This is a genomic window from Streptosporangium sp. NPDC002524, from assembly GCF_040295985.1.
Classification (GTDB): domain Bacteria; phylum Actinomycetota; class Actinomycetes; order Streptosporangiales; family Streptosporangiaceae; genus Streptosporangium.
Genome location: NZ_JBEOWK010000005.1, coordinates 419060 through 442176, shown reverse-complemented (window position 1 = coordinate 442176; position 23117 = coordinate 419060). Strand labels below are relative to the sequence as shown.

The following is a 23117-nucleotide window of genomic DNA, read 5'->3' as shown; positions in this document are numbered from 1 at the left end:
CCGCCCCCTTTCCGTTTCCAGAGGACCGTGGCGAGGTTCCTACACGTTCCTACACTCGCTCGTGGCCGACTTCCAGGAGGGTGATCTCGGGGGGAGCGCCCACCCGGACCGGCGGCCCCCAGAAGCCCGCGCCCCGCGTCACGTACACCTGGGTGCCGTCCACCTCGCCGAGGCCGGAGACGACCGGCTGCTGCATCGGGACGATCAGGTTGAAGGGGACCATCTGCCCCCCGTGCGTGTGGCCGGACAGCTGGAGGTCCACGCCGTACGTGGCCGCCTGGACGGCCTGGACCGGCTGGTGGGCGAGCAGGACGGTGGACCGGGAGCGGTCGCGGCCGCCGCCCAGCGCCCGCTCGAAGTCAGGCCCGTCCCCCGAGGCGACGCCGCCGAGGTCGTTGACCCCGGCGAGGTCGAGCACGGCTCCCCCGTGGGCGATCTCGACGCGCTCGTTGCCGAGCGGGCGGACGCCGAGCCCGCGCAGCTCCTCCATCCACTCCTGCGGGCCGTTGGCGGTGTAGTACTCGTGGTTGCCGGTGACGAAGTAGGCGCCGTAGCGGGATTCGAGGTCCTTCAGCGGCCTGGCCAGCGGGCCGAGCTCGGCCACCGTGCCGTCGACCAGGTCCCCGACGACGGCGACCACGTCGGCCCGCAAGGAGTTGATCATGCGGACGATGCGCCGGGTGTGCTCCGTACCGGTGAGCGGGCCCAGGTGGATGTCGCTGACCACCGCGAACCGCAGGCCGCTCAGGCGCGGATCCAGCCTGGGCAGCACGACCCTGACCGGTTCGATCACCGGGTCGCCGAGGGCCGTCCGCACCCCGAAGCCGACCGCGCCCAGCGCCCCCGCCCCGGCGGCGACCGCGGCCGTACGGGCGATGAACAGCCTCCTGCTCATCGCGGCCGGATCGTTCGTCCCGCCGCGCCGGGCGTCCCCGGCGCCCGGAACGACGATCACGCCGCCGACCGCGGACCCCGCCTCGGGCTCGTCGGCCGGGCCGACGGCATCGGCCTGAACGGCGTTGGACTTAGCGACATCGGCCTGAGCGGCATCGGACTGAGCGACGGACACCGGCTGAACGGCGGGCACGGGCTCGGCGACGGGCACCGGCCGGGCGGCGAGGAGCGCGGCTCGCTCCGCCCTGCGGGCGGCCACTCCCCGCGGGACCCGGCGGCGCTCCGCCCGCAGCTCGACCGTGCGCAGGACCGTCAGGGCCACGGCCCGGGGAATCTCCAGGATCACCAGGAACACGAAGAGGTAGAACATCACCGCGATCCAGAAGAACCCCGGCCACGCCAGGAAGTGACCCCACTCGCTGCGGGAGGCGACCAACGTCACCGGGGCGAGCACGGCCAGGGCGACGAGGACCCACGTCAGCACCCGGCGGGTCCGGCCGGGCCGCGTGGTGGAGCGGATCAGGCGATGCCACAGGTAACAGTGGACCAGCGTGACCGCGCAGACGACCAGCGACACGAAGCCCACGATCGTCACTCGCCCCTCCCGCTCGCCCACCGGCCGTTCCCGGCGCGTTCCGAAGAACGCCCGGGACGGCGGATGCGTTCCCAAGACCCCGAAAAGGGTCCCGGAAGTTCCCGGAGCCGGGAGAACATGGCGTCAGGCCTCCCGCCCGGCGCGTCACAGAGCCCCGGAACTCCCAGAGGCTTGGAACTCCCAGAGCCCTGGAACAGGGCGTCAGACCTCTCGGCCCACGCGTCCCAGGGCCTGGAAACAGGGCGTCAAGCCTCTCGCCACACCCGTCCCAGAGCCCCGGAAACAGGCGTCAGCCCTCTCGCCCACCCGTCCCAGCCCCCTGGAAGGCCCCGGATCCCCGGGCCCCCGGAACCCTGGAAAGCCCCAGGGTCCCGGGACCCCGGGGCTCCGGGGCTCCGGGGCCCCGGATATAAGGCCAGGGCCCCGGGATAAAGCGTCAGGCCTTCGCCTTGGCCCTGGTGGTGGTGCGCTTGGGCGCCGGGCCGCGGGCGCGCCGGTCGGCGAGGAGCTCCGCGGCGCGCTCGGTGGTGATCTGCTCGACCTCGTCACCCTTGCGCAGGGAGGCGTTGGTCTCCCCGTCGGTGACGTAGGGCCCGAACCGCCCCTCCTTCACCACGATCGGCTTCTTGGAGACGGGGTCCTCACCCAGCTCGCGCAGCGGCGGCGCGGCCGCGGCCCGCCTGCCCCTCGCCTTGGGCTGGGCGAACAGCTCCTTGGCCCGGTCGAGGGTGACCGTGAACAGCTCCTCCTCCGACGCCAGGGAGCGCGAGTCGGTGCCCTTCTTGATGTACGGCCCGAACTTGCCGTTCTGGGCGGTGACCTCCTGGTCGTCGATCACCCCGAGCACCCTCGGCAGCGAGAGCAGGAGCAGGGCGTCCTCAAGGGTGATGGTGTCCAGGGACATCGTCTTGAGCAGCGACCCGGTGCGCGGCTTGGGGACGTCGGCCTTCTTGGTCCTCTTCTTGGCGCCCTCGGCCGGCGGCGCCTCCTCGGGCAGGATCTCGGTGACGTACGGGCCGTAACGGCCGTCCTTGGCCACGATCACGTGCCCGGTCACCGGGTCCTTGCCCAGCTCCCGGTCGCCCGTCGGGCGGGAGAACAGCTCCTCGGCCATCTCGGCGGTGAGCTCGTCGGGCGCCAGGTCCTCCGGCACGTTCACCCGGGCGCCGTCGCGGTCCAGGTACGGGCCGTAGCGGCCCACCCGGATCATGATGTCGGTGCCCCTGATCGAGAACGAGCTGATCTCCTTGGCGTCGATCTCGTCGAGATCGGTGACCATCTCCTTGAGGCCCTCGTCGCCGTCCACGCCGAAGTAGAACCGGCGCAGCTCCGGCACCCGCTCCGCCCTGTCGTTGGCGATGTCGTCGAGGACCTTCTCCATGTCGGCGGTGAAGTCGTAGTCGACGAGGTGGCCGAAGTGCTGCTCCAGCAGGTTGACCACCGCGAACGCCAGGAAGGACGGCACCAGGGCCGTGCCCTTCTTGAAGACGTAGCCCCGGTCGAGGATCGTCCCGATGATCGACGCGTACGTCGACGGGCGGCCGATCTCCCGGTCCTCCAGCTCCTTGATCAGCGACGCCTCGGTGTACCGCGCGGGCGGCTTGGTGGCGTGCGCCAGCACGTTGAGGGCGGACGCGGTGAGCGGGTCGTTCTCGGTCAGGTTCGGCAGGCGCTTCTCGGAGTCGTCCCGGTCGGTGGACGGGTCGTCCGCGCCCTCGACGTAGGCCTTCAGGAAGCCGTGGAAGGTGATCGTCCGCCCGGAGGCGGTGAACTCGACCCGCTCGCCGGAGCTGGACGTGCCGTCCACCTTGACGGTGACCGACTCGCCGACCGCGTCCTTCATCTGGGAGGCCACGGTCCGCTGCCAGATCAGCTCGTACAGGCGGAACATGTCGCCGCTCAGGCCGGTCTCGCCCGGCGTGCGGAACTCCTCGCCCGAGGGACGGATCGCCTCGTGCGCCTCCTGCGCGTTCTTGACCTTGCTGGCGTAGACGCGCGGCTTGTCGGGCACGTACGCCGCGCCGTACAGCTTGATCGCCTGGCTGCGGGCCGCCGCGACGGCGGTCTCCGACAGGGTGATGCTGTCGGTCCGCATGTAGGTGATGAAGCCGTTCTCGTACAGGCGCTGGGCGACCTGCATGGTCGACTTCGCGGAGAAGCCCAGCTTGCGGCTGGCCTCCTGCTGCAACGTGGTCGTCCTGAACGGCGCGTACGGCTTGCGGGTGTACGGCTTGCGCTCGACGGACCTGACCTTGTACGAGACGCCGGCCAGGCGCCCGGCCAGGGCGTGGGCGGCCTGCTCGTCGAGGTGGAGCACGTCGGCGTTCTTGAGGGTGCCGTTGCTCGCGAAGTCGCGGCCCTGGGCGACGCGCTTGCCGTCCACGCCGGTCAGCGTGGCGGTGAACTCGTGCGGGACCTCGTCGCGGCCGGTGTCGAGCAGCGCCTGCAGGTCCCAGTAACTCGCGCTGGTGAACGCGAGGCGCTCGCGCTCGCGCTCCACGACGAGCCTGGTCGCCACGGACTGCACGCGCCCGGCGGACAGCTTGGGCTTGACCTTCTTCCACAGGACCGGGCTGACCTCGTAGCCGTAGAGGCGGTCGAGGATGCGCCGGGTCTCCTGGGCGTCGACCAGCCGCAGGTTCAGGGTGCGGGGATTGGCCACCGCCTCCTGGATCGCCCTCGGCGTGATCTCGTGGAACACCATGCGGTGGACCGGCACCTTGGGATTGAGCACCTCACGAAGGTGCCAGGCGATCGCCTCGCCCTCGCGGTCCTCGTCAGTGGCGAGATAGAGCTCGTCGGCGTCCTTGAGCAGCTGCTTGAGCTTGCTCACCTGCGCCTTCTTGTCGTGGTTGACGACGTAGAGCGGCTCGAACTCGTGATCCACGTTGACGCCGAGGCGCGCCCACGACTCCCCCTTGAACTTCTCGGGGATGTCGTCGGCCTTCTCGGGGAGGTCGCGAATATGTCCGATGCTGGACTCCACGACGTAGCCGCGGCCGAGGTACCCGGCGATGGTCTTCGCCTTGGAAGGCGACTCGACGATCACCAGGCGGGTTCCGTCGGCGTTGCCGTTCTTGGCTGGCACGCTGCTTCCTACCTCGCTGTTCGCATTCGTTCCCCGTTTTCTTCCCCTCGGGTTACCCGGTCTCAGCCGGGGACACTCCCAAGAGAAGCCGCAAGGACGCAGAATAAAGCCCTATGAGTGTCGACGTCCCCCGGCTCACCCTCGGAGACTAATCGCTGTGCTCGACTACTCCTACTTGGTTCTCCACCTTCCGCGTGGCACATCCCGGGACGCAGCCCGGCGGATACTGACCGAACATGCAGAATACGGCGACTGGGAACTCGACCGCCTGCGACTGTATCCCGACGGCCGCCGGGACGTCCGACTGCGCCGGAAGATCATACGTGTGACCAGGACGATGTGATCCCGGACATGGCTTTGCCCGCTCCGGGCCGCGCCCCCGGAACGGGCAAAGCTTCCATGCCCCGCCGGCTGAGCGGACGCCGCGCCACAGGGGCGCGGTCGTCCTGTCCCACCGCCGTCGAGGCGTCTGCGCGCCTTCCTCAGTGGCTCTGGGAAAGCGTGTCTATTGGGTGACTAATGTCTTACTTTTTACGCCTTACTTCTTGCCGAAACGGATCCGGCGGGTGGTGCCGAAGACCGTCGCGGCGACCGCGGCCATCGCGCCGACCATCAGGGTGACCAGGGAACCGACGTTCATCCCGGTCACCCCCACGGGCTGGGCGGCGCTCATCAGACCCAGGTCACCGACCGGCAGGGCGCCCGCCGGGGTCGAGGAGGCCAGGTCGGTGACGGGGGCCAGCGGCGAGCCGTTCCCGGCCGCCGCGGCCCGGTCTCCGGCCGGAGCGGCGGGCGCGGCGGGCGCGACGGGCACCGCGGGAAGCTCGGGCAGCCTTGCGGGGGCCGCGAACCGGGCCTGGTCCGCCCGCTGGGCCGCGGGCGACATGTCCGAGGCGGACGCCTGTCCGGCCGCGCCACCGAGAGCCGGGACGGCCGGGAGGGCGGGCAGCAGGCCGCTGGTCTTGTGCCTGCCGGGCTTGGAGTCCCAGTGGCCGTGACCGTTGTCATAGCCGCCGGGGCCGCCGTGGCCACCGTGGCCACCGTGACCGCCGGGGCCACCGGGGCCACCGGGGCCACCGCCCGGACGCCCGGACGGGCCGCCGACGCGGGAGCCGCCGAGGCAGCCCGCGGCGGCGTCGCCCAGGACCGCGACCGCGTTGCCGCAGATGTTGACCGGCGCGGTGATCGGCGCGACCACCTGGTTGCCGCCCAGCACCGAGTTCCGCCCTGAGGTGCGGTTGCCACCGGCACCCGTACCCGCGCCCGCGCCGCCCGCGACCGAGGCGCCGCCCCTGCACGCGGCCGCGGCCCGGCCGAGCACGCCCACCGCGTTGCCGCAGACGTTGACCGGCGCGGTGATCGGCGCGACGACCTGGTTGCCGCCCAGCACCGAGTTCCGGCCGGACGTGGTGTTGCCACCCGCGCCCCCGGCGCCACCGGCGCCACCGCCCGCGACGGACGCTCCGCCCTGGCAGCCGGCGAACGCGCCGCCCAGGACGGCGACCGCGTTGCCGCAGACGTTGATCGGCGCGGTGATCGGCGCGACCACCTGGTTACCGCCCAGCACCGAGTTCCGGCCGGACGTGGTGTTGCCACCCGCGCCACCCGCGCCCCGGCCCGCCGGCACCGACACCCCTCCGGGGCAACCCGCCCGGCCGTTGCCGACGGCGCTGCCGCAGACCTCGGCGGGCGCGGTGATCGGCGCCACCACCTGGTTGCCGCTGCCGGCGCCGAAGCGCCCGTCGGTGTCGTTCCCCGGCCGGCCGTAACCGCCGGGGCCTCCGGGCCCGCCGGGACGGGGCCCGCGCTCCCAGCCGTCGCCGGGACCGCCGGAACCGGGGCCGCCCGGACGCGGGCCGTGCTCCCAGCCACCGCCGGGACGCGGGCCCTGCTCCCAGCCGCCACCCGGACGCGGCCACTGCTTCCCACGGCCGCCGTGGTCACCGTAACCGGGCTTGCCGGGCTTCCCGCCGGGCTTGCCGGGCCTGCCGTGCTCTCCAGACCCGCCGGGCCCGCCTGGCCGGCCGGGGCCGTCGTGCTCTCCGGGCTTACCGGGCCACCCCGGACCACCCGGGTGTCCCGGACCGCCGGGGTGTCCCGGACCGCCCGGGTGCCCAGGTCCGCCCGGGTGCCCGGGACCGCCGGGGTGACCGGGACCGCCCGGGTGTCCCGGACCACCCGGGTTTCCGGGGCCACCGGGGTTTCCGGGACCGCCCGGGTTCCCAGGGCCGCCGGGGGTGCCGCCGCCGACCTCGGCGCCGCCCTGGCAACCGGAGAAGGCCTCGCCGACGACGGCGACCGAGTTGCCGCAGATGTTGATCGGCGCGGTGATCGGCGCCACCACCTGGTTGCCGCCCAGCACGGAACCCCGGCCGGACGTGGTGTTGCCACCGGCGCCACGACCGCCACCGGACCCGCCCGGGTTGCTCACCGAGGCCCCGCCGCGGCAACCGGCGGCGGCCCCGCCGAAGATCGCGAAGGAGTTGCCGCAGGCGTTGATCGGCGCGGTGATCGGCGCCACCACCTGGTTGCCGCCGCCGATGCTGTGCTCACCGTTCGTGCGGTTGCCACCGGCTCCGCCGCCGCCTCCGCCCTGGTTGCGCACCGAGGAGCCGCCCCGGCAGCCCGCCTCGGAGCGGCCGAAGACCGACACCGCGTTGCCGCAGGCGTTGACGGGCGCGGTGATGGGAGCGACGACCTGGTTGCCGCCCAGGACGCTGCCCCGGCCGGACGTGGTGTTGCCACCGGCGCCCGCGTCGCCGTCGCCGGGCTCGACGGAGGCGCCGCCCTCCGAGGAGGCGGCCGACTGCCCGGCCACGCCGACGGCGTTGCCGCTGATGTCGATCGGCAGGGTGATCGGGAGTTTGACCTGGTTGCCTCCGGCGATCGAGTGGTCGCCGTCGGTGTCGGCGAAGGCCGTACCGCCGCCCATGGTCATGACGCTCAGCGCGAGCAGTGCCGCGGGGGCCGTGCCCGTAACCCACGTACGCATGATTGAAGCTCCTAGCAGTTCGGGGGGGACCTGACCCTCGTGAGGGCACGGAGGCCGTGCGAAGGCCGGACAGGCCCGCACAGCGGAGGCCCCGACGGGCCGTCACGAGGAATGGGAAATGCCTTTTCGCTGCCCGCTGGTCGCTCGCCGGACGGAGCGGTTCTCCTGGGGACGGAGGATGAAGGCAGGCTCCGCGACCGGCGGATCACCCGGAAGGGGATGGGCCGGTCCGCGAGACGAGATCAGTCGGGAGAGAAAGAGGGATCGTCCGCCGCTGTGCGGACGACAGGGGGGAGCACGAACGCCGGCGGGACCCGCCGCGTCGTCTGCCGCGGGTCGTAGGCGAACCACGCGACATCCCCCGGACCCGGGCCTGGGAGGCCGGATCCACCACTACTCTGGGGCACGAATCCATTGGCGCCAGAGCCGTGCTCGACGGTGGCGGGTGCCGGGAACCCCGGCCCGGACTGGCTGGTGAGCCCGTCCACACCTCGCCCCGCCATGGCCTCGGCGTTGTGTGTCGCCGACGGCCCGCCGCTGACCGTGGGGAAGACATCGGCTCTGGAAGCCGATCCGGAGGCGGCTGTGTGAGGGGTCTGGGAGCCCGCCTCCCCTGTCGTCGCGGTGGTGTCCGCGACGGCGGGAGCGGCGCCGAGGAGCCCGAAGACGACCGCGAGCAGCCATGCGGCGGCCAGGAGACCGCCGGCAGCGAGGGCTCGCCTGACGCCCCGCCGAGTGCCGGCCGCGAACCGCGCCATCCGGTCAGCCCGGTCGGGGATCGTGTCGTCGACGGGAAGGGCCACGAGCGCGCGTCGGGCAGCGGGCGAGGACGCCCTCCACTGCCCGTGCGGCACACGTGCCACGTGACCTCCCCAAAGCTCCTGGACGGGCCCGTTTGGACACGAGCCATCCCTCAACGGAGAGTTACGCTAGCACCACATCGAGTGAGCGCAACGGATTTCCCGGGAACGGCTCAGCAGCCGTCCAGGAAACGGTCAAGCACCCGGACCCCGAACCGGAGCGAATCCACCGGCACCCTCTCGTCGATGCCATGGAACATCCCGGAGAAGTCCAGGTCGGCGGGCAGCCGCAGCGGCGCGAACCCGAACCCCCGGATGCCCAGCCTGCTGAAAGCCTTGAGGTCCGTGCCCCCCGACAGCGTGTACGGCACGGCGAGCGCGCCCGGGTCCTCGGCGAGGAGGGCGTCGGCCATCGCGCGCACCAGCGGCCCGTCGAAGCCGGTCTCGATGGCGATGTCGTGGTAGACGAACTCCCTGGTCACGTTGGGGCCGAGCAGCCCGTCGAGCGTCTCGAAGAACTCGTCCTCGTACCCCGGCAGGAAGCGGCCGTCCACGTGCGCGGTCGCGGCCTGGGGGATCACGTTGGCCTTGTAGCCGGCCTCCAGCATCGTGGGGTTGGCGGTGTTGCGCAGCGTGGCGCCGATCATCCGGGCGAGCGGCCCCAGCTTGGCGACGGTCTTCTCGGCGTCGTCCAGGTCGAGCTCCAGCTCCAGGGCCCTGGAGGTCTCCTCCAGGAACGTCCTGACCGTCCGCGTCATCCGGACCGGCCACTCGTACCGCCCGATGCGGCCCACCGCCTCGGCCAGCTCGGTCACCGCGTTCTCGGCGTTGAGCATCGAGCCGTGCCCGGCCCTGCCGGTGGCGGTCAGGCGCATCCAGGCGATGCCCTTCTCGGCGGCCTCGATCAGATAGAGCCTGCGCGCCTCGTCGATGGAGACGCTGAACCCGCCCACCTCGCCGATCGCCTCGGAGCACCCGTCGAACAGGTCCTTGTGCTCGTCGGCCAGCCACTGCGCGCCGTACTTGCCGCCCGCCTCCTCGTCGGCGGTGAACGCCAGCACCACGTCCCTCGGCGGGCGGCGGCCCTCGCCGAGCCGCTGCCGTACGACCGCGAGGATCATCGCGTCCATGTTCTTCATGTCGACCGCGCCGCGCCCCCAGACGCAGCCGTCCGCGATCTCGCCGCTGAGCGGGTGCTGGGTCCAGTCGTCCGCGTTGAAGGGGACGACGTCCAGGTGGCCGTGCAGCAGCAGGGCGTCGCGGGAGGAGTCCTCCCCCGCGATGCGGGCGATCACGTTGGCCCGGCGGCTGTCCGACTCTAGGATCTGCGGCTCCAGCCCGACCTCGGCCAGCTTCTCGGCCACGTACTCGGCGGCGGCCCGCTCACCGGGCCCTGAGTTGTCGCCCGCGTTGGTCGAGTCGATCCGGATCAGGTCGCGGCACAGCCCGACGACCTCGTCCTCAGCGTTGATCGCCGTCATGTGGACTCCTTGGGGTTCGGTACGGCTTCACCTCCCATCCTGCCGTCGGCCTCCCCTTCCCGGCACCCCGCCCTTGCCCGCCCTCTTACCGATATGACGCCGGCTCAAGAGTTTGCTAACCTGAGTCCGCCGACGCGGGATGACGGTCCCACGTGCAGGCACCACGTCCGGGTGGCGGAATAGGCAGACGCGCTAGCTTGAGGTGCTAGTGCCCTTTGCGGGGCATGGGGGTTCAAGTCCCCCCTCGGACACGTTCGATTCGCTTCATGAGGTCCTGGTCAGACGTAGAGCTGACCAGGATTCTTCTTTTGCCGAGGTAATAGGTCAGCCGAACTTTTGCCGGGGTAATAGGTCAGCCGGACGCCGAGCCCGGCGTGCAGCCGGGCCTTCCTGACCAGCTCAGCCTTTCCCGGGAGCCGTACCGCGTCACCCGTGGTGTTCGTCGCCTTCGCGAGGTCGTCTCGGATGAGCCGCCGCCTGCGGTTCGGTTCACGGTGTAGCCGTGCTTCGGCTCGGATCTTCTTGGCCTGTTCCTCCCGGATCCAGCTGGCGGGCGTGGTCGATGTGACGGTGTCGCCGGCGGAGGCCGGGGCAGACCTGGCGGCCTGTCGGCCCAACGGAGATCCAGTTCTTCGACGGATGGTCGTGGAAGATCACCCGCTCTACTGGATCTCCGTTCTCATGTCCCCAGGTTCGGCCAAACCCCTGGACACACCCGCCGGAACCCCTGACCTCCCGGCATCGGGGCTAGGGCTGGTGGCCTCCGCTGCACCACTCGGTCCAGCCGAAGAGGTCGTGGAATTTGCGGTAGCACGCGTACGTGGTGTACGTAAAGCTGATCATCTTCGTGTAGGCGCTCTCGTTCGGATAGGCGGCCAGGGTCTTCAGCTGCTCGGACATGAACTGGCCGCCGGAGTAGCCGATGATCTTCGCCACGCCGCTGACCCCGCGGAAGTTGTTGACGCGGGCCCACACCGCGTAACAGGTGGGTGAGTAGCGCAGTTCGAGAATGACCCATCCGCCGGTGTCCTCGACGGTCTCCAGGGTCCTGGCGTCGTTGCCGCAGCCGCTTGTCTGCGGGTCGACGCCGTTGCACTGGGTGCCCCGGCAGAGCAGCCCTGTCGTCTTCGCGCTCGCGGCAGGAGCGAGGGCGGACAGCAGCGCGATCACCATCGCGAGCACGATCGCCTTTTTGAACAAGGAAACCTCCCTGCATTGATATGGCCGGTTCGTCCCGGTCCATCACGTCCCATTAGCCGACCCGGCGGGCGGTGGCACAACCTCGTTGCACCGTGGCGGAATGACGCTGGTCGCCGCCGTGCGCGCCGCCGCTGGGCGGCGGAGCCCGAAGCGCTGAACAGGACTTTTACGGCGAGGGTGAAAGAAGTGGACGGGCTCGGCGCTACGCCGTCAGGGCGCCGGCTCCCGGGACTTCGCCGTCGAGCAACGCGATGCCCAGGGGGGTGAGCAGGTGGAGCGCGGCGGTGCCGTCGCGGCGGGTGGCGATCAGCCCCGCCTCGCGCAGGACCGCCGTGTGCCGGCTGGCGGAGGCGGGAGAGATCCGCAGGGCACGGGCGAGTTCGGTGGTGGTCGTGCTCGTGGCGAGGCTGAGCAGCACGGCGGCGCGGGTGCGGCCCAGCAGTTCCTCGAGGCCGCGGCCGTGCACCCCGGTGTGCGTCCATCGGTGGCGTTGCTCGATGGGATAGATGAGCACGGGCGGAAGGTCCGGATCCGCCAGCGTCACGGGCTTTCTCCGGCAGAAGTACGACGGCACCAGCTTCAGCCCACGCCCCCGCAGGTGGAGCTCGCCGTCCAGGTCGTAGTCGACCTCCAGCACCGGTGAACGCCACCTCATGATGGGGGTCATGCCGTTGAGCAGGCCTTCTGTGCCGTTCTCCAGCAGATCGCGAGCCCGCTGGGCGCGGTCCGCGGTGACGGCCGCGTGAATGAGGCTCTGGTACGGCACGATGGCGACCTCGTGGTAGGAGCGTATCGCCGCGCCGATCCGCGTCATCTCGATCGCGTCGCCGCCCGCGAGGCCGTTGATCCAGCCCGGCAGGCGGCGGTGCCGCGAGAGCCTGTGCAACTCCTCGCGGACGCGCTCCCGGGAGGTGGACATCAGCGCGGTCAGCCCGCTTTCCAGACCGTTCCTCGATTCGTGCGGGGTGAGGAAGTCGGGCCAGTAAGGACCCATCGGCGCCAGGACTTCGAGCAGGGCCATGCCCGGCTTCATCCGCGCGATGCGCTCGGGCCTCGATCGGAGGTCGTTCGTCCACGGCCGGAAAACCGGATGCTTCGCCCGTTCGCGAAGCCGGAAGCGGCTGAGCACCACATCCCACAGGGGGTCACTGGCAGCCGCGACCGAGGTACGCGCCAGATCGTCCGCCGTAAAATGGATGCGCAAAATCCCCATAGAAAGCCCCCGAGGAGATGTCTCATAGTGCGCAGATCCACATTGTGGCAGTAAAGTGAGGAGTTAGGAACACTGAATGGATCCGGTTTGCGCGGGGGCGTGGCCGGCGGGACTTTCAGCCGGTGTTCAACGGCCGCTTTTGCCGTCAAGGCTCATTGCGGCGATCAGCCGGCCTGCGTGCGCTTGAGCTTCCGGGCGATCAGCCGGCCTGCGTGCGCTTGAGCTTCCGGGCTTCCGGGCGATCAGCCGGCCTGCGTGCGCTTGAGCTTCCGGGATCCCGAGCGTCGCGCGGCCGTCGCCGGGTCCAGCGCGGCGCCCGCCGGGGGCGAAAAGGGCAGGTGCTGATCGGTACGCAACCGGTCGGCGACCCTCGCCAGTTTCCCGCTGCCGGGAGGGACGTCGATCTGGAAGTGGGACGCCTTCACCGGTGTGAGGTCGCCTCCCCAGCGGACCGTGCCCTCGCAGTCAAGGAGGATGTCACGCACGATCACCTCCTGGTGAGGCCACAGTCCCTCCGAACCGTGGAGCGGATAGGCGGCCGGATGAACGGCGACGGCCGTCCCTGAAAGGTGGTTCGACTCGAAGCCGGCCCCCACCGTGCGGTCGGTGGTGTGGGCGGAGAGGCCGCCGCCCTGCCCGGTGTCCACCGGGGCGACCTCGTAGTGCCAGCGGCGGGCGACGTGGAGCAGCACCGTGGCGGCGTCCCCCGCACGCAGGAGCACCGAGGCGAGCGTGCCTTCGACGGCGTGGAGGGTGATCTCGCCGGGGTCGATGCGCCAGCCGTTGGCGGACTCGTCCCCTTCCCATTCCCACCGGTCGGCGCCCGCGGCGGCCGGGCGCGTGGCGGCGGCGGGTACGGCTACGGCAGGAGCGAGGACGAGAGCCCCGGCGGCGATGAACTGGCGGCGTGTGATCACGTGACGGCTCCTCATGGCGATCCGGCGGAGGAAACACCCGGGTCGCCGCCTTGACGCCACACGTTGCGGTCCAGGCCCCATCCGGGACGGAACTCGTACTCGTGTATCTGGTTGAAGGACCAGTTGGCCGGCAACGGGTAGCCGAGGTTCCCGGAGAATCCCCACGACATCCCGGAGACGAACGACCAGCGGGCGCCGGCCTCCCGCGACACGCGGATGCAGACGTTGCGGGAGCCGTACACCCCGAACTCGTAACGGTGGCCGAGCGCCTGGAGCGCGGTTCTGACCCCGTGGAAATAGGGCAGGACACTGCTGTCGATGTCGGCGTCCATCGCGTCGTAGTCGACGGCGAAATAGATGCAGCTGCCTTGCGGCAGGCCGAATCCCCGGGCCTTCTCATCGGCTTTCGTGCCCTGGTCGTATCCCTTGTCGTAGGTGAAGTTGGCCAGCTGGGTGCCGTTGTACTGGAAGATCGGAAACATTCGCAGGCCCGCCGCGAAGATGTTCTGCAGCTCGCCGGGCTTCAGCGCCTTGCCGAGATAGTACGGGTCCCCCGGGGAAAGGTGCTCGTCGAGGTAGCGGCCGACGATCTGGTAACCCTCCGTCTTGAGCTGCCGGCCGCGATCGAGGGTGATCTCGGTGATGCAGTCGCAACCGGTGGCCTCACGCCGGCTGTCACCGGCGGAGATGAGCAGTTGCGCCCACGTCGTGTAGTCGTTGGTGCCGGTCACGGGAATCTGGGAGAAGGACTGGAACGCGCGCAGCCAGTTCGTGTGGGTGGCGGTCTGCGCATCGGTGTGGATGTCCTGGGGAGAGTACGGGATCTGCTGCCCATCGCCGTAGGTGGGCGAGTTCAAGAAGCAGGCGGACCGGAACAGCAGCCGGAAGTCGCCGGTGAGAGCCCCGGAGCCGCGCGTTCTCAGTCCGGACTCGGTGCCGGGCCCGAAATAGCCGTTGATGTCGTTGACGCCGATCCCGAGCTCGTACTGAAGGGCCATCATCAGGCCCTTCTGCACTTCGCGGGAGTAGTGGCCGTCGCACGGCACGAGATTCATCGCCGGGATGTTCCGCTGCGCGACATAGCGTTTGTTGATGTGCTGCTGGATGCTCTGGGTGACGGCGTCTCCGCCCGGCACGACCCGGAACTGGTCCATGGTCAGCAGCGCCCGGCTGATGCGCGCCCACAACGCGTTCGTGATCACTACGCCGGTGAGTCCCATGTGGCCGAGGAGCTGCGTGAAGGAGTTCCGGGACGCCTCATCCCACACGTGAGAGAGCCGGCCGGCGGCGTAGCCCTTGCACCACAGTGCCCAGTTGTAGATCGAGATGATGTCGGGGTTCGTCTCGGTATCCGGGCGCAGGGGGTGGTTCTGCACGGCCTGCATCGTGCCCGGCCCGAAATTCTGTACCGTCGGGCGTATTCCCAGCTCGTACTGGAGGGCTTGGGTGAGGGAAAGAACCGTCGGCCATCCGGTGCGCCCGGTCGTCAGGCACTTGAGGTAGCCGGGGGCCAGCTCGTCGTACCGGTCGTTCACCCACTTCTGCGCGCCGAACACGTTCATGTCCATGAGCACGCCGTCTTCCCAGGCCACGGACGGGTCGACGGGAGAGCCGTTCGTCGCGTACGGCGTGAGGGTGCCCGGGCAGTCGGTCTTCCAGCCGCTGGCGTGCGGCAGGATGAGCGAGCCCGCCTGCATGGGGGCATCGTCGCGGAGATGGGCGATGAGGTCTCTGATGCTCCGGAGCATGGGTTCGGACGGCTCGTCCCACGATCGATGCAGCGCGCAGATCGAATAGAAGCCCGTGTTGTTGCCCACCTCGACGCCGTCGACCCTGATGTGGTCGCCGCCGTTGGCCTCGCCGCGCTCATGGCCGCGGCCTTCGTAGACGTTGCCGTGCGGGCAGACGAAGTAGTTGTAACTGATGTCGTCGTAGACGTCGTTGATGTCCTCGGCGAAGACCTGCGCCACGTCTTTCTCGCAGTCCTCCTCCGAATCGGGGGAGAAGGAGCCAACCCCTCGGTGGTGCAGGAGGACGCCTCCGAGCCAGGGTTCCCACCTGCCGGAGGACTTCACCGGACGGCCGGCCGCCTGGGGCCGGTCCGCGGCTGCCACGTGAACGGCCCAGGTGCTGCGTGGATGGATGGTCACCGGCATTCAGTGAGTCCCCTGTTCCGGTCGGCGCGGGTCGTCAATCAGCCTGCGACACGTGAACGGATGCGTCCAACTCCTTACGCCTCAGCGTAAAAGCCCCGGTCAGCGGCGGTCCCGATCCGCCGGTCCACGACCGGGCGGCTGCCGCGTCCTCGTCGTCGTTCAGGCCGGTCCCCGCGTACGGCGAGGCGGCGGACCCAGACGGCAGCCGGTGCCGCGCGGAGCGCTGTTCCAGCCCGTGCGTGAGAGCGGCGGTGACGGCCGTGCCGGGGAGCGCCATGATCGAGGCGATCGGCACGGCGGTCCGCGCCCACGCCCGGCTGCCGCTTCCGGCCCTGCCGCCATCGTCACGGCCGCGCACCCGCACGGCCCGAACTGTCGATCGACGCCGCAGGGCGGGCAAGACCTTTGCGCGGCGATGCGAGAGGTGCTCAGACCTGGGCCTCGGAACGGTCGAGGAGCTTCCAGCCGAGCGGGGTGAGGTCGTGCAGGACGGCGGGTCCGCGACGGGTGCTGGTGATCAGCCCGGCATGCCGCAGGGTCTTGGTGTGGCGGCTCATCGAGGCCGGCGACGTGTGCAGGGTCGCCGCCAGCTGCGAGGTGGAGGCGCCGTGCCGCAGGGCGGCGAGTACGGCCGCACGGGTCGCGCCCATGAGGTCGGCCAGCGGACCCGCCGGGTCGGCCGAGCAGACCGCCTCCCAGCGGGGCTCCGGCGCGATCGGGTAGATCAGGACCGGTGGCAGGTCGTTGTCGGCCAGCGACACGGCCGACCCGTGGCAGAAGAACGACGGCACGAGCCGCAGGCCCCGGCCCCGCAGGTACAGGTCCTGCTCGACGTCGTAGCGCACCTCCAGCACCGGCGGACGCCACCGCATCAGCGGCTCGAAGCTGCGGAACAGCGCCTCGACGCCACCGGCGAGCAGCGCGTTCACCCGAGGTTCGACGTCGGCCGCGACGCATCTGCGGATCAGGTCGTCGTGGGAACCCACCGCGGCGCGGTGGTATTCGCGCAGCGCCTTCGTCAGGGAGGTCAGCGGGTCGCTCTTCGCGCCGACGAAGCCGGCGAGCCAGCCGGGGGTGGCGCGGCCGCGGCGCCGGTTGGACTGGTGCAGCAGGTCGAGCTCGTCCCGCAGCCGGCGCCGGTCCGTGGCGCCCACGGCTTCCAGGCCGGCTTCGAGGCCGGCCGCCGACTCGGCGGGAGTGAGGAAGTCGGGGAAGTAGGGCCCGAGCGGGGCGAGCCCGGACAGGAGCGTGGCCGCGGGCCGCATCATCGTCAGCAGGTCGGGGCGGCTCCGCAGCCGGGAGATCCACGGCTGGATGAACATCGGCCGGTCACGTTCGATCAGCCGGAAATGGCTGAGCAGGATTTCCCACAAAGGGTCGGCGACGGTGGTCAGTCCGGTGCGCGCGAGGTCTGCCGAGGTGAAATGCACACGCAGCATGGCCCGTCTCCCCCGTAGACATCACTGTCATTATGACTAGGTTTGCGTTGTGCCGTAAACCTGTTCACAGGCCTGTGGTAATCGTGCAGATTGCGGGCATGGGAGCTCGAGTTTTAATGCGAGGCATGATGACGGCCTGCCTGCTGGCCGGCGTGCTCGCCGTCCCCCAGGTGGCCCGCGCCGCGCCACCGGGACCGGAGGACGACGTGCGCGCACGACCCGTGGCGGCGACGGCACCCGCCGCGGTTCCGGCGGCCGAGCGCGGCCGGGTCCTGGGCGAGCGATGGCAGTCCTCCACCGACCGGGCGTTGCTCGCGACGGGGGACGCGACCGGATTCCACGTGCTGGCCGCCGACGCGGCGGCGGGCTACGCCTGGCGGACCGTGGCCACGCTCGGCGAAGCGGGCGTGGAGACCGATCGGTGGATCGGCAACATGTGCGTGACGGCCTCGGGCCGGCACGCGGTCGTGGTGTACGCGCCACGGACGTTCACCAACGACGAGCAGCTGTTCGACCGGGGCGGCTTCACCGCGGTGGTCGACCTGAAGAGCGGCGCCGTGACCCGGCTGCCGGTGCGGTCGAGCCTGGCCTACTTCACACCGGCGTGCGGCGCGGGCGAGCAGGCGGTGCTGACCCAGGGCGGGGACGCCGACCTGGGCCGCACGCGGCTGATCCGGGTGGACGCCGAGAAGGCCCGGATCGGCGCCCGCATCGAGGTGCCCGGCCAGCTGACGTCGGCGGTTCCGGTGGACGGGGGGATCGTCGCGGCCGACAGCGGCGCCCTGGTCCGCGTCGCCGACGACGGATCGCGGCGGGTGCTGGCCGCGACCGAGGGAGTGCCGTTCGACGTGGCCGCCGACGCCGACGGCGGAGTGGTCTACCTGCAGCGCTCCGGCGCCGACCGGGCGGAGGTCCGCCGGGTGTCCGTAGCGGACAAGGGGCGCGCCGTCCCGGCCACGCTGGCCTCGGGTTCGCTGACCGGGCTCGATGTGGCCTCCGGTCGTGGTGGCCGGGTGTTCGTGCTGGGGTCGAAGGCGTTCGTGGCGGGCTCGGGCAGCGTCACGGGGCTGGACGCGCCGTCCGGAGCGCGGCCCTCCCTGGACGGTGAGCTGGTGGTCACCTCCGTGCTGCCGGTGACGAGCCCGGGGGCCACCGGTGGGTCCGGGCCGAGGCCGCTGGCGGTCAAGGCGACCGCGACGAAGACCGGGATCGGCGCCGCCTTCACCGCCTCGCCCGAGGTCGCCGCCGGCGCCGGCGACGCCGGAAAGGGTGAGCGGGAGGCCGGGCGGGCCGCTGTCGCGGCGAGTCCGACCGACCCGGCCGACTTCGCCGAGCGGTACTGCTCGGTGCCCCGCGGTGACCCGCGCAACCAGGCGATGCAGCCCAAGCCGCGCCAGGTCGAATGGGCGGTCGACCAGGCCGTACGCGGGGTGCTGAACGTGTCCCGGCCGGCGAACTGGAAGAACCTCGGCATGCCGGCCTACACCCCGCAGGGCCTGTTCCCGCCGCGGGCGCTGACCGGCGGGGGAGCGGTGCCGGCGCAGATCATGCTCGGGATCGCCGCCCAGGAGTCCAACCTGTGGCAGGCGGCTCGCTTCGCGGTGCCCGGCGTGACCGCGAACCCGTTGATCGGCAACTACTACGGGCTCGACGTCTACGACCCCGACACCTCTGACGACTGGACGATCCGCTGGCCGGAGGCCGACTGCGGGTACGGCGTCACACAGGTCACCGACGGCATGCGGCTGGCGGGCCGGGAGAAGCCGGGGGAGACCGCGATGCCGTACCAGACCCAGCGTGCCGTCGCGCTGGACTTCGCGGCGAACGTGGCGGCCGGACTGCGGATCCTGCAGGACAAGTGGAACCAGACCCGCTCGGCCGGCCTGATGATCAACAACGGCGATCCGGCGAAGATCGAGAACTGGTTCTACGCGGTGTGGGCGTACAACTCGGGCTTCTACCCGCAGTCCCAGGCCGGGCAGAACAACGGCGCGTGGGGCGTCGGATGGGCCAACAACCCGGTCAACCCCAAGTACCCGGCCAACCGCACCGCGTTCCTCGACGTCACCTACGAGGACGCCGCGCACCCGCAGCACTGGCCCTACCCGGAGAAGGTGCTGGGCTGGGCCGGTCACCCGGTCGAGGTGCTCGAGGCGCCCGGCGTGCTGGTCTCCGGCTACCGCGCCGCGTGGTGGAACGGCGACGCCGTCACCGCCCCGCTGAACCGGGCCAGGGTCAAGCCGCCCGTGGCCCAGTTCTGCGACGTGAGCAACAACTGTGTCCCGGGCGCCACCTACCCGCCCACGGATCCCGACGTGATCGGCGAGCCCGCCGGTCCGTGCGCGCACGTCAACGCGGCCGGTCTGCGCGACCTCAAGTGCTGGTACCACCAGTCGTCCACCTGGAAGCCCGATTGTTCCTACAGTTGCGGCAACGAGCTGCTGCGCTTCGACCCCGGCTACGCCTACCAGGACGACGGCACGGCCTACCCGCCGAACTGCTCCCTCACCGGGCTGCCCGCCAACGCCAGGATCATCGACAACCTGCCGGACGGGACACCGTCCATCCGGCCGAACTGCGGCCGGCCCTGGACCAACCAAGGCACCTTCCAGTTCCGGTTCTACCCCGACGCCAACGGCAACTACCCGGGCAAGATCGACACCCACCAGATCGGCGGCGGGTTCGGGGGGCACTTCTGGTTCACCCACACCCGCACGGCACAGGCCGAAGGCGGCAGATTGCGCGTCGACGCCACCTGGCGGCTCAACCAGTCGATCACCGGTTTGTGGAAGGTGCTCGTCGCTCTGCCCGACCACGGCGCCCACACCGGCAAGGCCCGGTACATGGTCCGCACCGCGAACGGCGAACGCGTCAGCACACTGGTCCAGCCCGGCACCGGCAACCGCTGGGCGTCGCTGGGCACGTTCAGGTTCAACAACCAGCCCGACGTGCAACTGCACTCGGTCACCCCGGACGGCGACGGCACCCAGGACATCGCCTTCGACGCCGTCGCCTTCGTCCCCGTCACCGGCACGACGCTCGACGTCCTGCACTGGAACCTCGCCGGCGCCGCCAAGAACCTCGGCGACTACGACGTCGTGGAGCGCCTGGTGCAGGAGGTGCAGGCCCGCAACCCGGACGTCATCTCGCTGAACGAGGTCTGCCTGCGCCAGTTCGAACACCTCGGCGTCCGGCTGGAAGCCATCGGGTACGCGATGAGCGGCTATTACCACGCCAGCCAGCTCACCGTGCCGGACTGTTTCCTCGGCTTCCCACCCGACACCCGCATGTCAGCGGGCAACGCCGTGCTGGTGCGGGGGTCGGTGCTCAGTCACCAGGGCTTCGTCTTCAACGCCGACAACGAACTGGAGGAACGCATCGCCCTCCCCGGCGAGAACCTCTCCGGCGTGGACCGGAGTGTGGCCTGCGTCGTCGCGCGGCTGCCCGGCACCAGCCGCGACCTCAAGGCCTGCTCGACACACCTGGACCAGGAGAAGGGCGGCCAGTCCAACCCGTACGCGGACGCCGAGCAGCAGGCTCGCGAACTGGCGCGCGTCTTCGGCCCGCAGGCGAAGAACATGCCGTTCGTCCTGGCCGGCGACTTCAACATCCGGGTGCCACCGTCCAACAGTGGCCTCAACACGCTGTACGCCGATCCGGCGGGCGGCGGTGACTTCAACGAGGTCGACCAGGAACGCGACTGCGGCGAACTCGGCTCGTGCGTCCCGCGCCAGAGCGGCGGCCCCACGCACTGGGGCAACGAGGCGAGCGGCAACCAGCCACAGAAGATCGACTACGTGTTCGCCAGCCGCTGGCACCTCTTCGTGCCGCCCGGCCGGGTCGAGCACCTGACGAACGTCGGGCAGTGCGGCGGCGACGACCACCCCTGTTCCGACCACTACCTGTTCCGCAGCCAGGTACAGCTCCCAAGCGGCTGACCAGGCAGCCGTCCCGGGGACTGCCGCTCGGGCGGCAGTCCCCGGGACGGCGCGGATCGCGCCCCGGTTTCCGCAGGAACGGTCATCCGGGTCGATCCTGTGCCCGGATTGCCAGGCGCTGAGGCCGGGATCGTTCAAGGTGTGGCCGTCGCGCATCTCCAGAGGCCGGGATCGTTCAAGGTGTAGCCGTCGCGCATCTCCAGACGCCGGGATCGTTCAAGGTGTAGCCGTCGCGCATCTCCAGACGCCGGGATCGTTCAAGGTGTAGCCGTCGCGCGTCTCCAGACGCCAGGCAGAGCGCTGACGGGCGTTCAGGAGTTCAGGAGTTGGACGACGGGCCGGTTCAGGGTTCGAAGGGCCGTCGGGCGCCGGTCGTCACCCGGGCGGGCCGGCGTCCGCCCACGCGGTCGCGTGGTCCTGGACGAACTCGGCGAAGGGGCGGGGCGGGCGGCCGGTCAGGTCCAGCACCGCGGTGCTGACCAGATCCTCCCGTCCCGCCCTGATGCCGTCCTCCACGGCGGCGAGGGCGTCGGCGAACTCGCCCGGCATGCCGGCGGCCCGGTAGGTGCCCGCCAGCTCGTCGGACCCGATGTGCCGCACCCGGATCGGCCGGCCGGTGCGAGCGGTGATGATCGCCGCCGCGTCCCCGTAGCTCAACGCCTTCGGCCCGGTGAGCAGGTGGTCACGCCGGTCGCCGGGATCGACATCCGGGTCGATCAGCAGGGCGGCGGCGGCCGCCGCGATGTCCCGCGCGTCGATCCAGCCCAACCGGCCGTCACCGGCGGCGACGCGGATCTCGCCCTGCCGCCGGATCCGCTCGCCGAGCGGGTGGGGGCCCAGGAAGTTCTGCATGAACCCGGACGCGCGCAGCACGACCCAGCCGGGCGTGGCCCGCACCCGCGCGGCCATCTCCAGCGCGCCGGGAGCGTTCGGCAGCACGATGGCGGAGCCGAGCAGCACCACGCGGCGCACGCCGAGGCGTCGCGCCAGGTCCAGGAACGGGCCGACCGACGGCATCGGATCCACGGTGTTCACCGGAGGCACCAGGAAGACCCGGTCCGTCCCCCGCAGCGCGGCCGGATGGGTGGCCGGGTCGTCCCAGTCGAACCGGACCGCGTCGGGATCGTCGGCGGACGGGTTGCGGCTGGCCACCCGGACCCGCACCTCACCGCCTCGCAGCAGGTCCACCAGCGCGCTCCCGGTCTTCCCCGTGCCGCCGGTCACCAGTACGCCGGTCATCGGACGGCCTCCGGGCTGAGCGAGCCGAGCGGCTCGGGCTGGGCCCACAGGTCGGCGACGGCGTTCATGTCCTTGGTCAGCAGCAGGTCCAGCAGCCGGCGGAACGTCTCTTCGGTGGTGCATGGCACGGTGGTCCTCCGGAATCCAGCGGGGTGTGACCATGCCAGCCTGGGCTCGGGCCCGCCGCCGGGGAACGGACGGCTGAGCCCCGGACCACCGGTCCGTGGCTAGGCCGGGCGCCGCTGTGCGAACCTGACAGGGTGAGCAGAGCCTTCGGTACCACCGGGACCCCCAGAGGCGAGCTGGCCGACTTCCTGCGCCGCCGCCGAGAGGCACTGCGCCCGGACCAGGTGCCGGCCGCCGCCGTCCACCCGCCGGGCCGCCGCGCCCGGCGCACTCCCGGGCTGCGCCGCGAGGAGGTGGCCGCGCTGGCGGGGGTGTCGACCAGCTACTACGAACGGCTGGAGCAGGCCCGCGCGCCGCGTCCGTCCCCGCAGGTGCTGGCCGCGCTGGGCACGGCGCTGCGGCTCACCGCCACGGAGCGCGAGCACCTGGCACGGCTGGCCGGGCAGGCCCCGCCCGGCACGGACGCCGACCGGGCGCCGGTGCCCGCCGCCGACCGCCGGCTGCTGGACCGGCTCGGGCCGGTACCCGCCTACCTGGTCGACGAGCGAGAGGAGATCGTGGCCTGGAACGACGCGGCCGCCGCCTTGATCGTCGACTTCGGGTCGCTGCCCGCCGAGGAGCGCAACACCGTGCGGCTGTCCATCCGGCTGGGCGGCGTCGTCTGCACGGCACCGGCCGGCGCGGAGGCGGAGTTCGCCCGGCAGTCCGCCACCCAGCTGCGCGCGGCCCGCGCCCGCTACCCGGCGGACCGCGTGCTCGGCGAGCTGGTCAACGAGTTCGCCGCGCACAGCCCGGAGTTCGCCGCCGGCTGGCGCAGCCATGACGTACGACCCATATCGACGCTGCGCAAGCACCTCCGCCACCCGGAGCTGGGCGAGCTCGACCTGGAGTGCCAGACCCTGCTGCTGCCCGGCACCGGCGTGCGGCTGGTGCTCTACACCGCGGAACCCGGCAGCCCGAGCGCCGCCGCGCTCGACCGGCTCGGCGCCCGCGGCGCGTGACCCGGCTCACCGGCGGTGGCGGGAGTCGTCCAGCGGGA

General features: G+C 71.3%; 15 protein-coding genes and 1 tRNA gene. 4 read left to right on the top strand and 12 right to left on the bottom strand.

Annotated elements, in window-relative coordinates; genetic code table 11:
• Positions 1 to 49: 49 nt before the first annotated feature.
• Positions 50 to 1489, bottom strand: coding sequence for a metallophosphoesterase (locus tag ABT053_RS11310; RefSeq protein ID WP_350968804.1), 1440 nt, complete (start codon positions 1487 to 1489; stop codon positions 50 to 52).
• A 436-nt stretch (positions 1490 to 1925) separates the two neighbouring features.
• A complete protein-coding gene (gene topA / locus ABT053_RS11305) occupies positions 1926 to 4577 on the bottom strand; it encodes a type I DNA topoisomerase (protein ID WP_350968803.1) in 2652 nt (883 codons plus the stop codon).
• Between topA and ABT053_RS43450 the strand changes: the two genes are divergently transcribed.
• Positions 4504 to 4920 (top strand): DUF5703 family protein, encoded by a 417-nt coding sequence (locus tag ABT053_RS43450; RefSeq protein WP_425581893.1) that lies wholly within the window; start codon positions 4504 to 4506, stop codon positions 4918 to 4920. The two genes, topA and ABT053_RS43450, sit on opposite strands and share 74 nt — an antisense overlap.
• Positions 4921 to 5115: 195 nt before the next feature.
• Here the strand turns inward: ABT053_RS43450 and ABT053_RS11295 are convergent, their stop codons facing one another.
• Together ABT053_RS11295 and ABT053_RS11290 are read right to left on the bottom strand one after the other, a co-directional pair.
• Positions 5116 to 7569 carry a chaplin family protein gene (locus tag ABT053_RS11295; RefSeq protein ID WP_350968802.1) on the bottom strand — a complete coding sequence of 818 codons (2454 nt, stop codon included), beginning with the start codon at positions 7567 to 7569 and terminating at the stop codon, positions 5116 to 5118.
• A gap of 973 nt (positions 7570 to 8542) precedes the next feature.
• A complete protein-coding gene (locus ABT053_RS11290; RefSeq protein WP_350968801.1) occupies positions 8543 to 9850 on the bottom strand; it encodes a M20/M25/M40 family metallo-hydrolase in 1308 nt (435 codons plus the stop codon).
• A 165-nt stretch (positions 9851 to 10015) separates the two neighbouring features.
• On the opposite strand from ABT053_RS11290, the gene ABT053_RS11285 reads away from it, so the two are divergent.
• Positions 10016 to 10101 (top strand) — tRNA-Leu (locus tag ABT053_RS11285).
• A 496-nt stretch (positions 10102 to 10597) separates the two neighbouring features.
• Here the strand turns inward: ABT053_RS11285 and ABT053_RS11280 are convergent.
• From ABT053_RS11280 to ABT053_RS11255, 6 genes are all read right to left on the bottom strand, one after another.
• On the bottom strand, positions 10598 to 11050 hold the full coding sequence (locus tag ABT053_RS11280; protein ID WP_350968800.1) for a DUF2690 domain-containing protein: 453 nt from the start codon (positions 11048 to 11050) through the stop codon (positions 10598 to 10600).
• A gap of 202 nt (positions 11051 to 11252) precedes the next feature.
• On the bottom strand, positions 11253 to 12071 hold the full coding sequence (locus ABT053_RS11275; protein ID WP_350968798.1) for an ArsR/SmtB family transcription factor: 819 nt from the start codon (positions 12069 to 12071) through the stop codon (positions 11253 to 11255).
• Between the two features lie 434 nt (positions 12072 to 12505).
• On the bottom strand, positions 12506 to 13180 hold the full coding sequence (locus ABT053_RS11270; RefSeq protein WP_350968797.1) for a hypothetical protein: 675 nt from the start codon (positions 13178 to 13180) through the stop codon (positions 12506 to 12508).
• A gap of 11 nt (positions 13181 to 13191) precedes the next feature.
• Positions 13192 to 15330: a glycoside hydrolase domain-containing protein gene (locus ABT053_RS11265; RefSeq protein WP_350968796.1), complete on the bottom strand. Its 2139-nt coding sequence runs from the start codon at positions 15328 to 15330 to the stop codon at positions 13192 to 13194.
• Between the two features lie 40 nt (positions 15331 to 15370).
• The gene (locus tag ABT053_RS11260) at positions 15371 to 15700 is read right to left on the bottom strand and encodes a hypothetical protein (protein WP_350968795.1); all 330 of its coding nucleotides are present in this window, start codon (positions 15698 to 15700) and stop codon (positions 15371 to 15373) included.
• A gap of 64 nt (positions 15701 to 15764) precedes the next feature.
• Complete coding sequence (locus ABT053_RS11255; RefSeq protein ID WP_350968794.1) at positions 15765 to 16775, bottom strand: ArsR/SmtB family transcription factor; 1011 nt, start codon at positions 16773 to 16775, stop codon at positions 15765 to 15767.
• A gap of 116 nt (positions 16776 to 16891) precedes the next feature.
• Here ABT053_RS11255 and ABT053_RS11250 point away from each other — a divergent pair, with 116 nt between their 5' ends.
• Positions 16892 to 20713, top strand: a complete 3822-nt coding sequence (locus ABT053_RS11250) for an endonuclease/exonuclease/phosphatase family protein (protein WP_350968793.1) — start codon at positions 16892 to 16894, stop codon at positions 20711 to 20713.
• A 375-nt stretch (positions 20714 to 21088) separates the two neighbouring features.
• Here ABT053_RS11250 and ABT053_RS11245 read toward each other — a convergent pair whose 3' ends face one another.
• Together ABT053_RS11245 and ABT053_RS11240 are read right to left on the bottom strand one after the other, a co-directional pair.
• Entirely contained in the window at positions 21089 to 21952 is an 864-nt protein-coding gene (locus ABT053_RS11245; RefSeq protein WP_350968792.1) for an NAD(P)H-binding protein, read from the bottom strand.
• Positions 21949 to 22080: a hypothetical protein gene (locus ABT053_RS11240; RefSeq protein WP_350968791.1), complete on the bottom strand. Its 132-nt coding sequence runs from the start codon at positions 22078 to 22080 to the stop codon at positions 21949 to 21951. Before ABT053_RS11240 ends, ABT053_RS11245 begins: the two co-directional genes overlap by 4 nt.
• 132 nt (positions 22081 to 22212) lie before the next feature.
• On the opposite strand from ABT053_RS11240, the gene ABT053_RS11235 reads away from it, so the two are divergent.
• Positions 22213 to 23079 carry a helix-turn-helix transcriptional regulator gene (locus tag ABT053_RS11235; RefSeq protein ID WP_350968790.1) on the top strand — a complete coding sequence of 289 codons (867 nt, stop codon included), beginning with the start codon at positions 22213 to 22215 and terminating at the stop codon, positions 23077 to 23079.
• Positions 23080 to 23117 lie beyond the last annotated feature (38 nt).

Bases quoted from the DNA above. Each gene is read 5' to 3' on its own strand.
- ABT053_RS11255 (WP_350968794.1), bottom strand. From the start codon at position 16,775: ATGCTGCGTGTGCATTTCACCTCGGCAGACCTCGCGCGCACCGGACTG.
- ABT053_RS11275 (WP_350968798.1), bottom strand. From the start codon at position 12,071: ATGGCCCTGCTCGAAGTCCTGGCGCCGATGGGTCCTTACTGGCCCGAC.
- ABT053_RS43450 (WP_425581893.1), top strand. From the start codon at position 4,504: ATGGTCTTCGCCTTGGAAGGCGACTCGACGATCACCAGGCGGGTTCCG.
- ABT053_RS11290 (WP_350968801.1), bottom strand. From the start codon at position 9,850: ATGACGGCGATCAACGCTGAGGACGAGGTCGTCGGGCTGTGCCGCGAC.
- ABT053_RS11295 (WP_350968802.1), bottom strand. From the start codon at position 7,569: ATGCGTACGTGGGTTACGGGCACGGCCCCCGCGGCACTGCTCGCGCTG.
- ABT053_RS11245 (WP_350968792.1), bottom strand. From the start codon at position 21,952: ATGACCGGCGTACTGGTGACCGGCGGCACGGGGAAGACCGGGAGCGCG.
- ABT053_RS11250 (WP_350968793.1), top strand. From the start codon at position 16,892: ATGCGAGGCATGATGACGGCCTGCCTGCTGGCCGGCGTGCTCGCCGTC.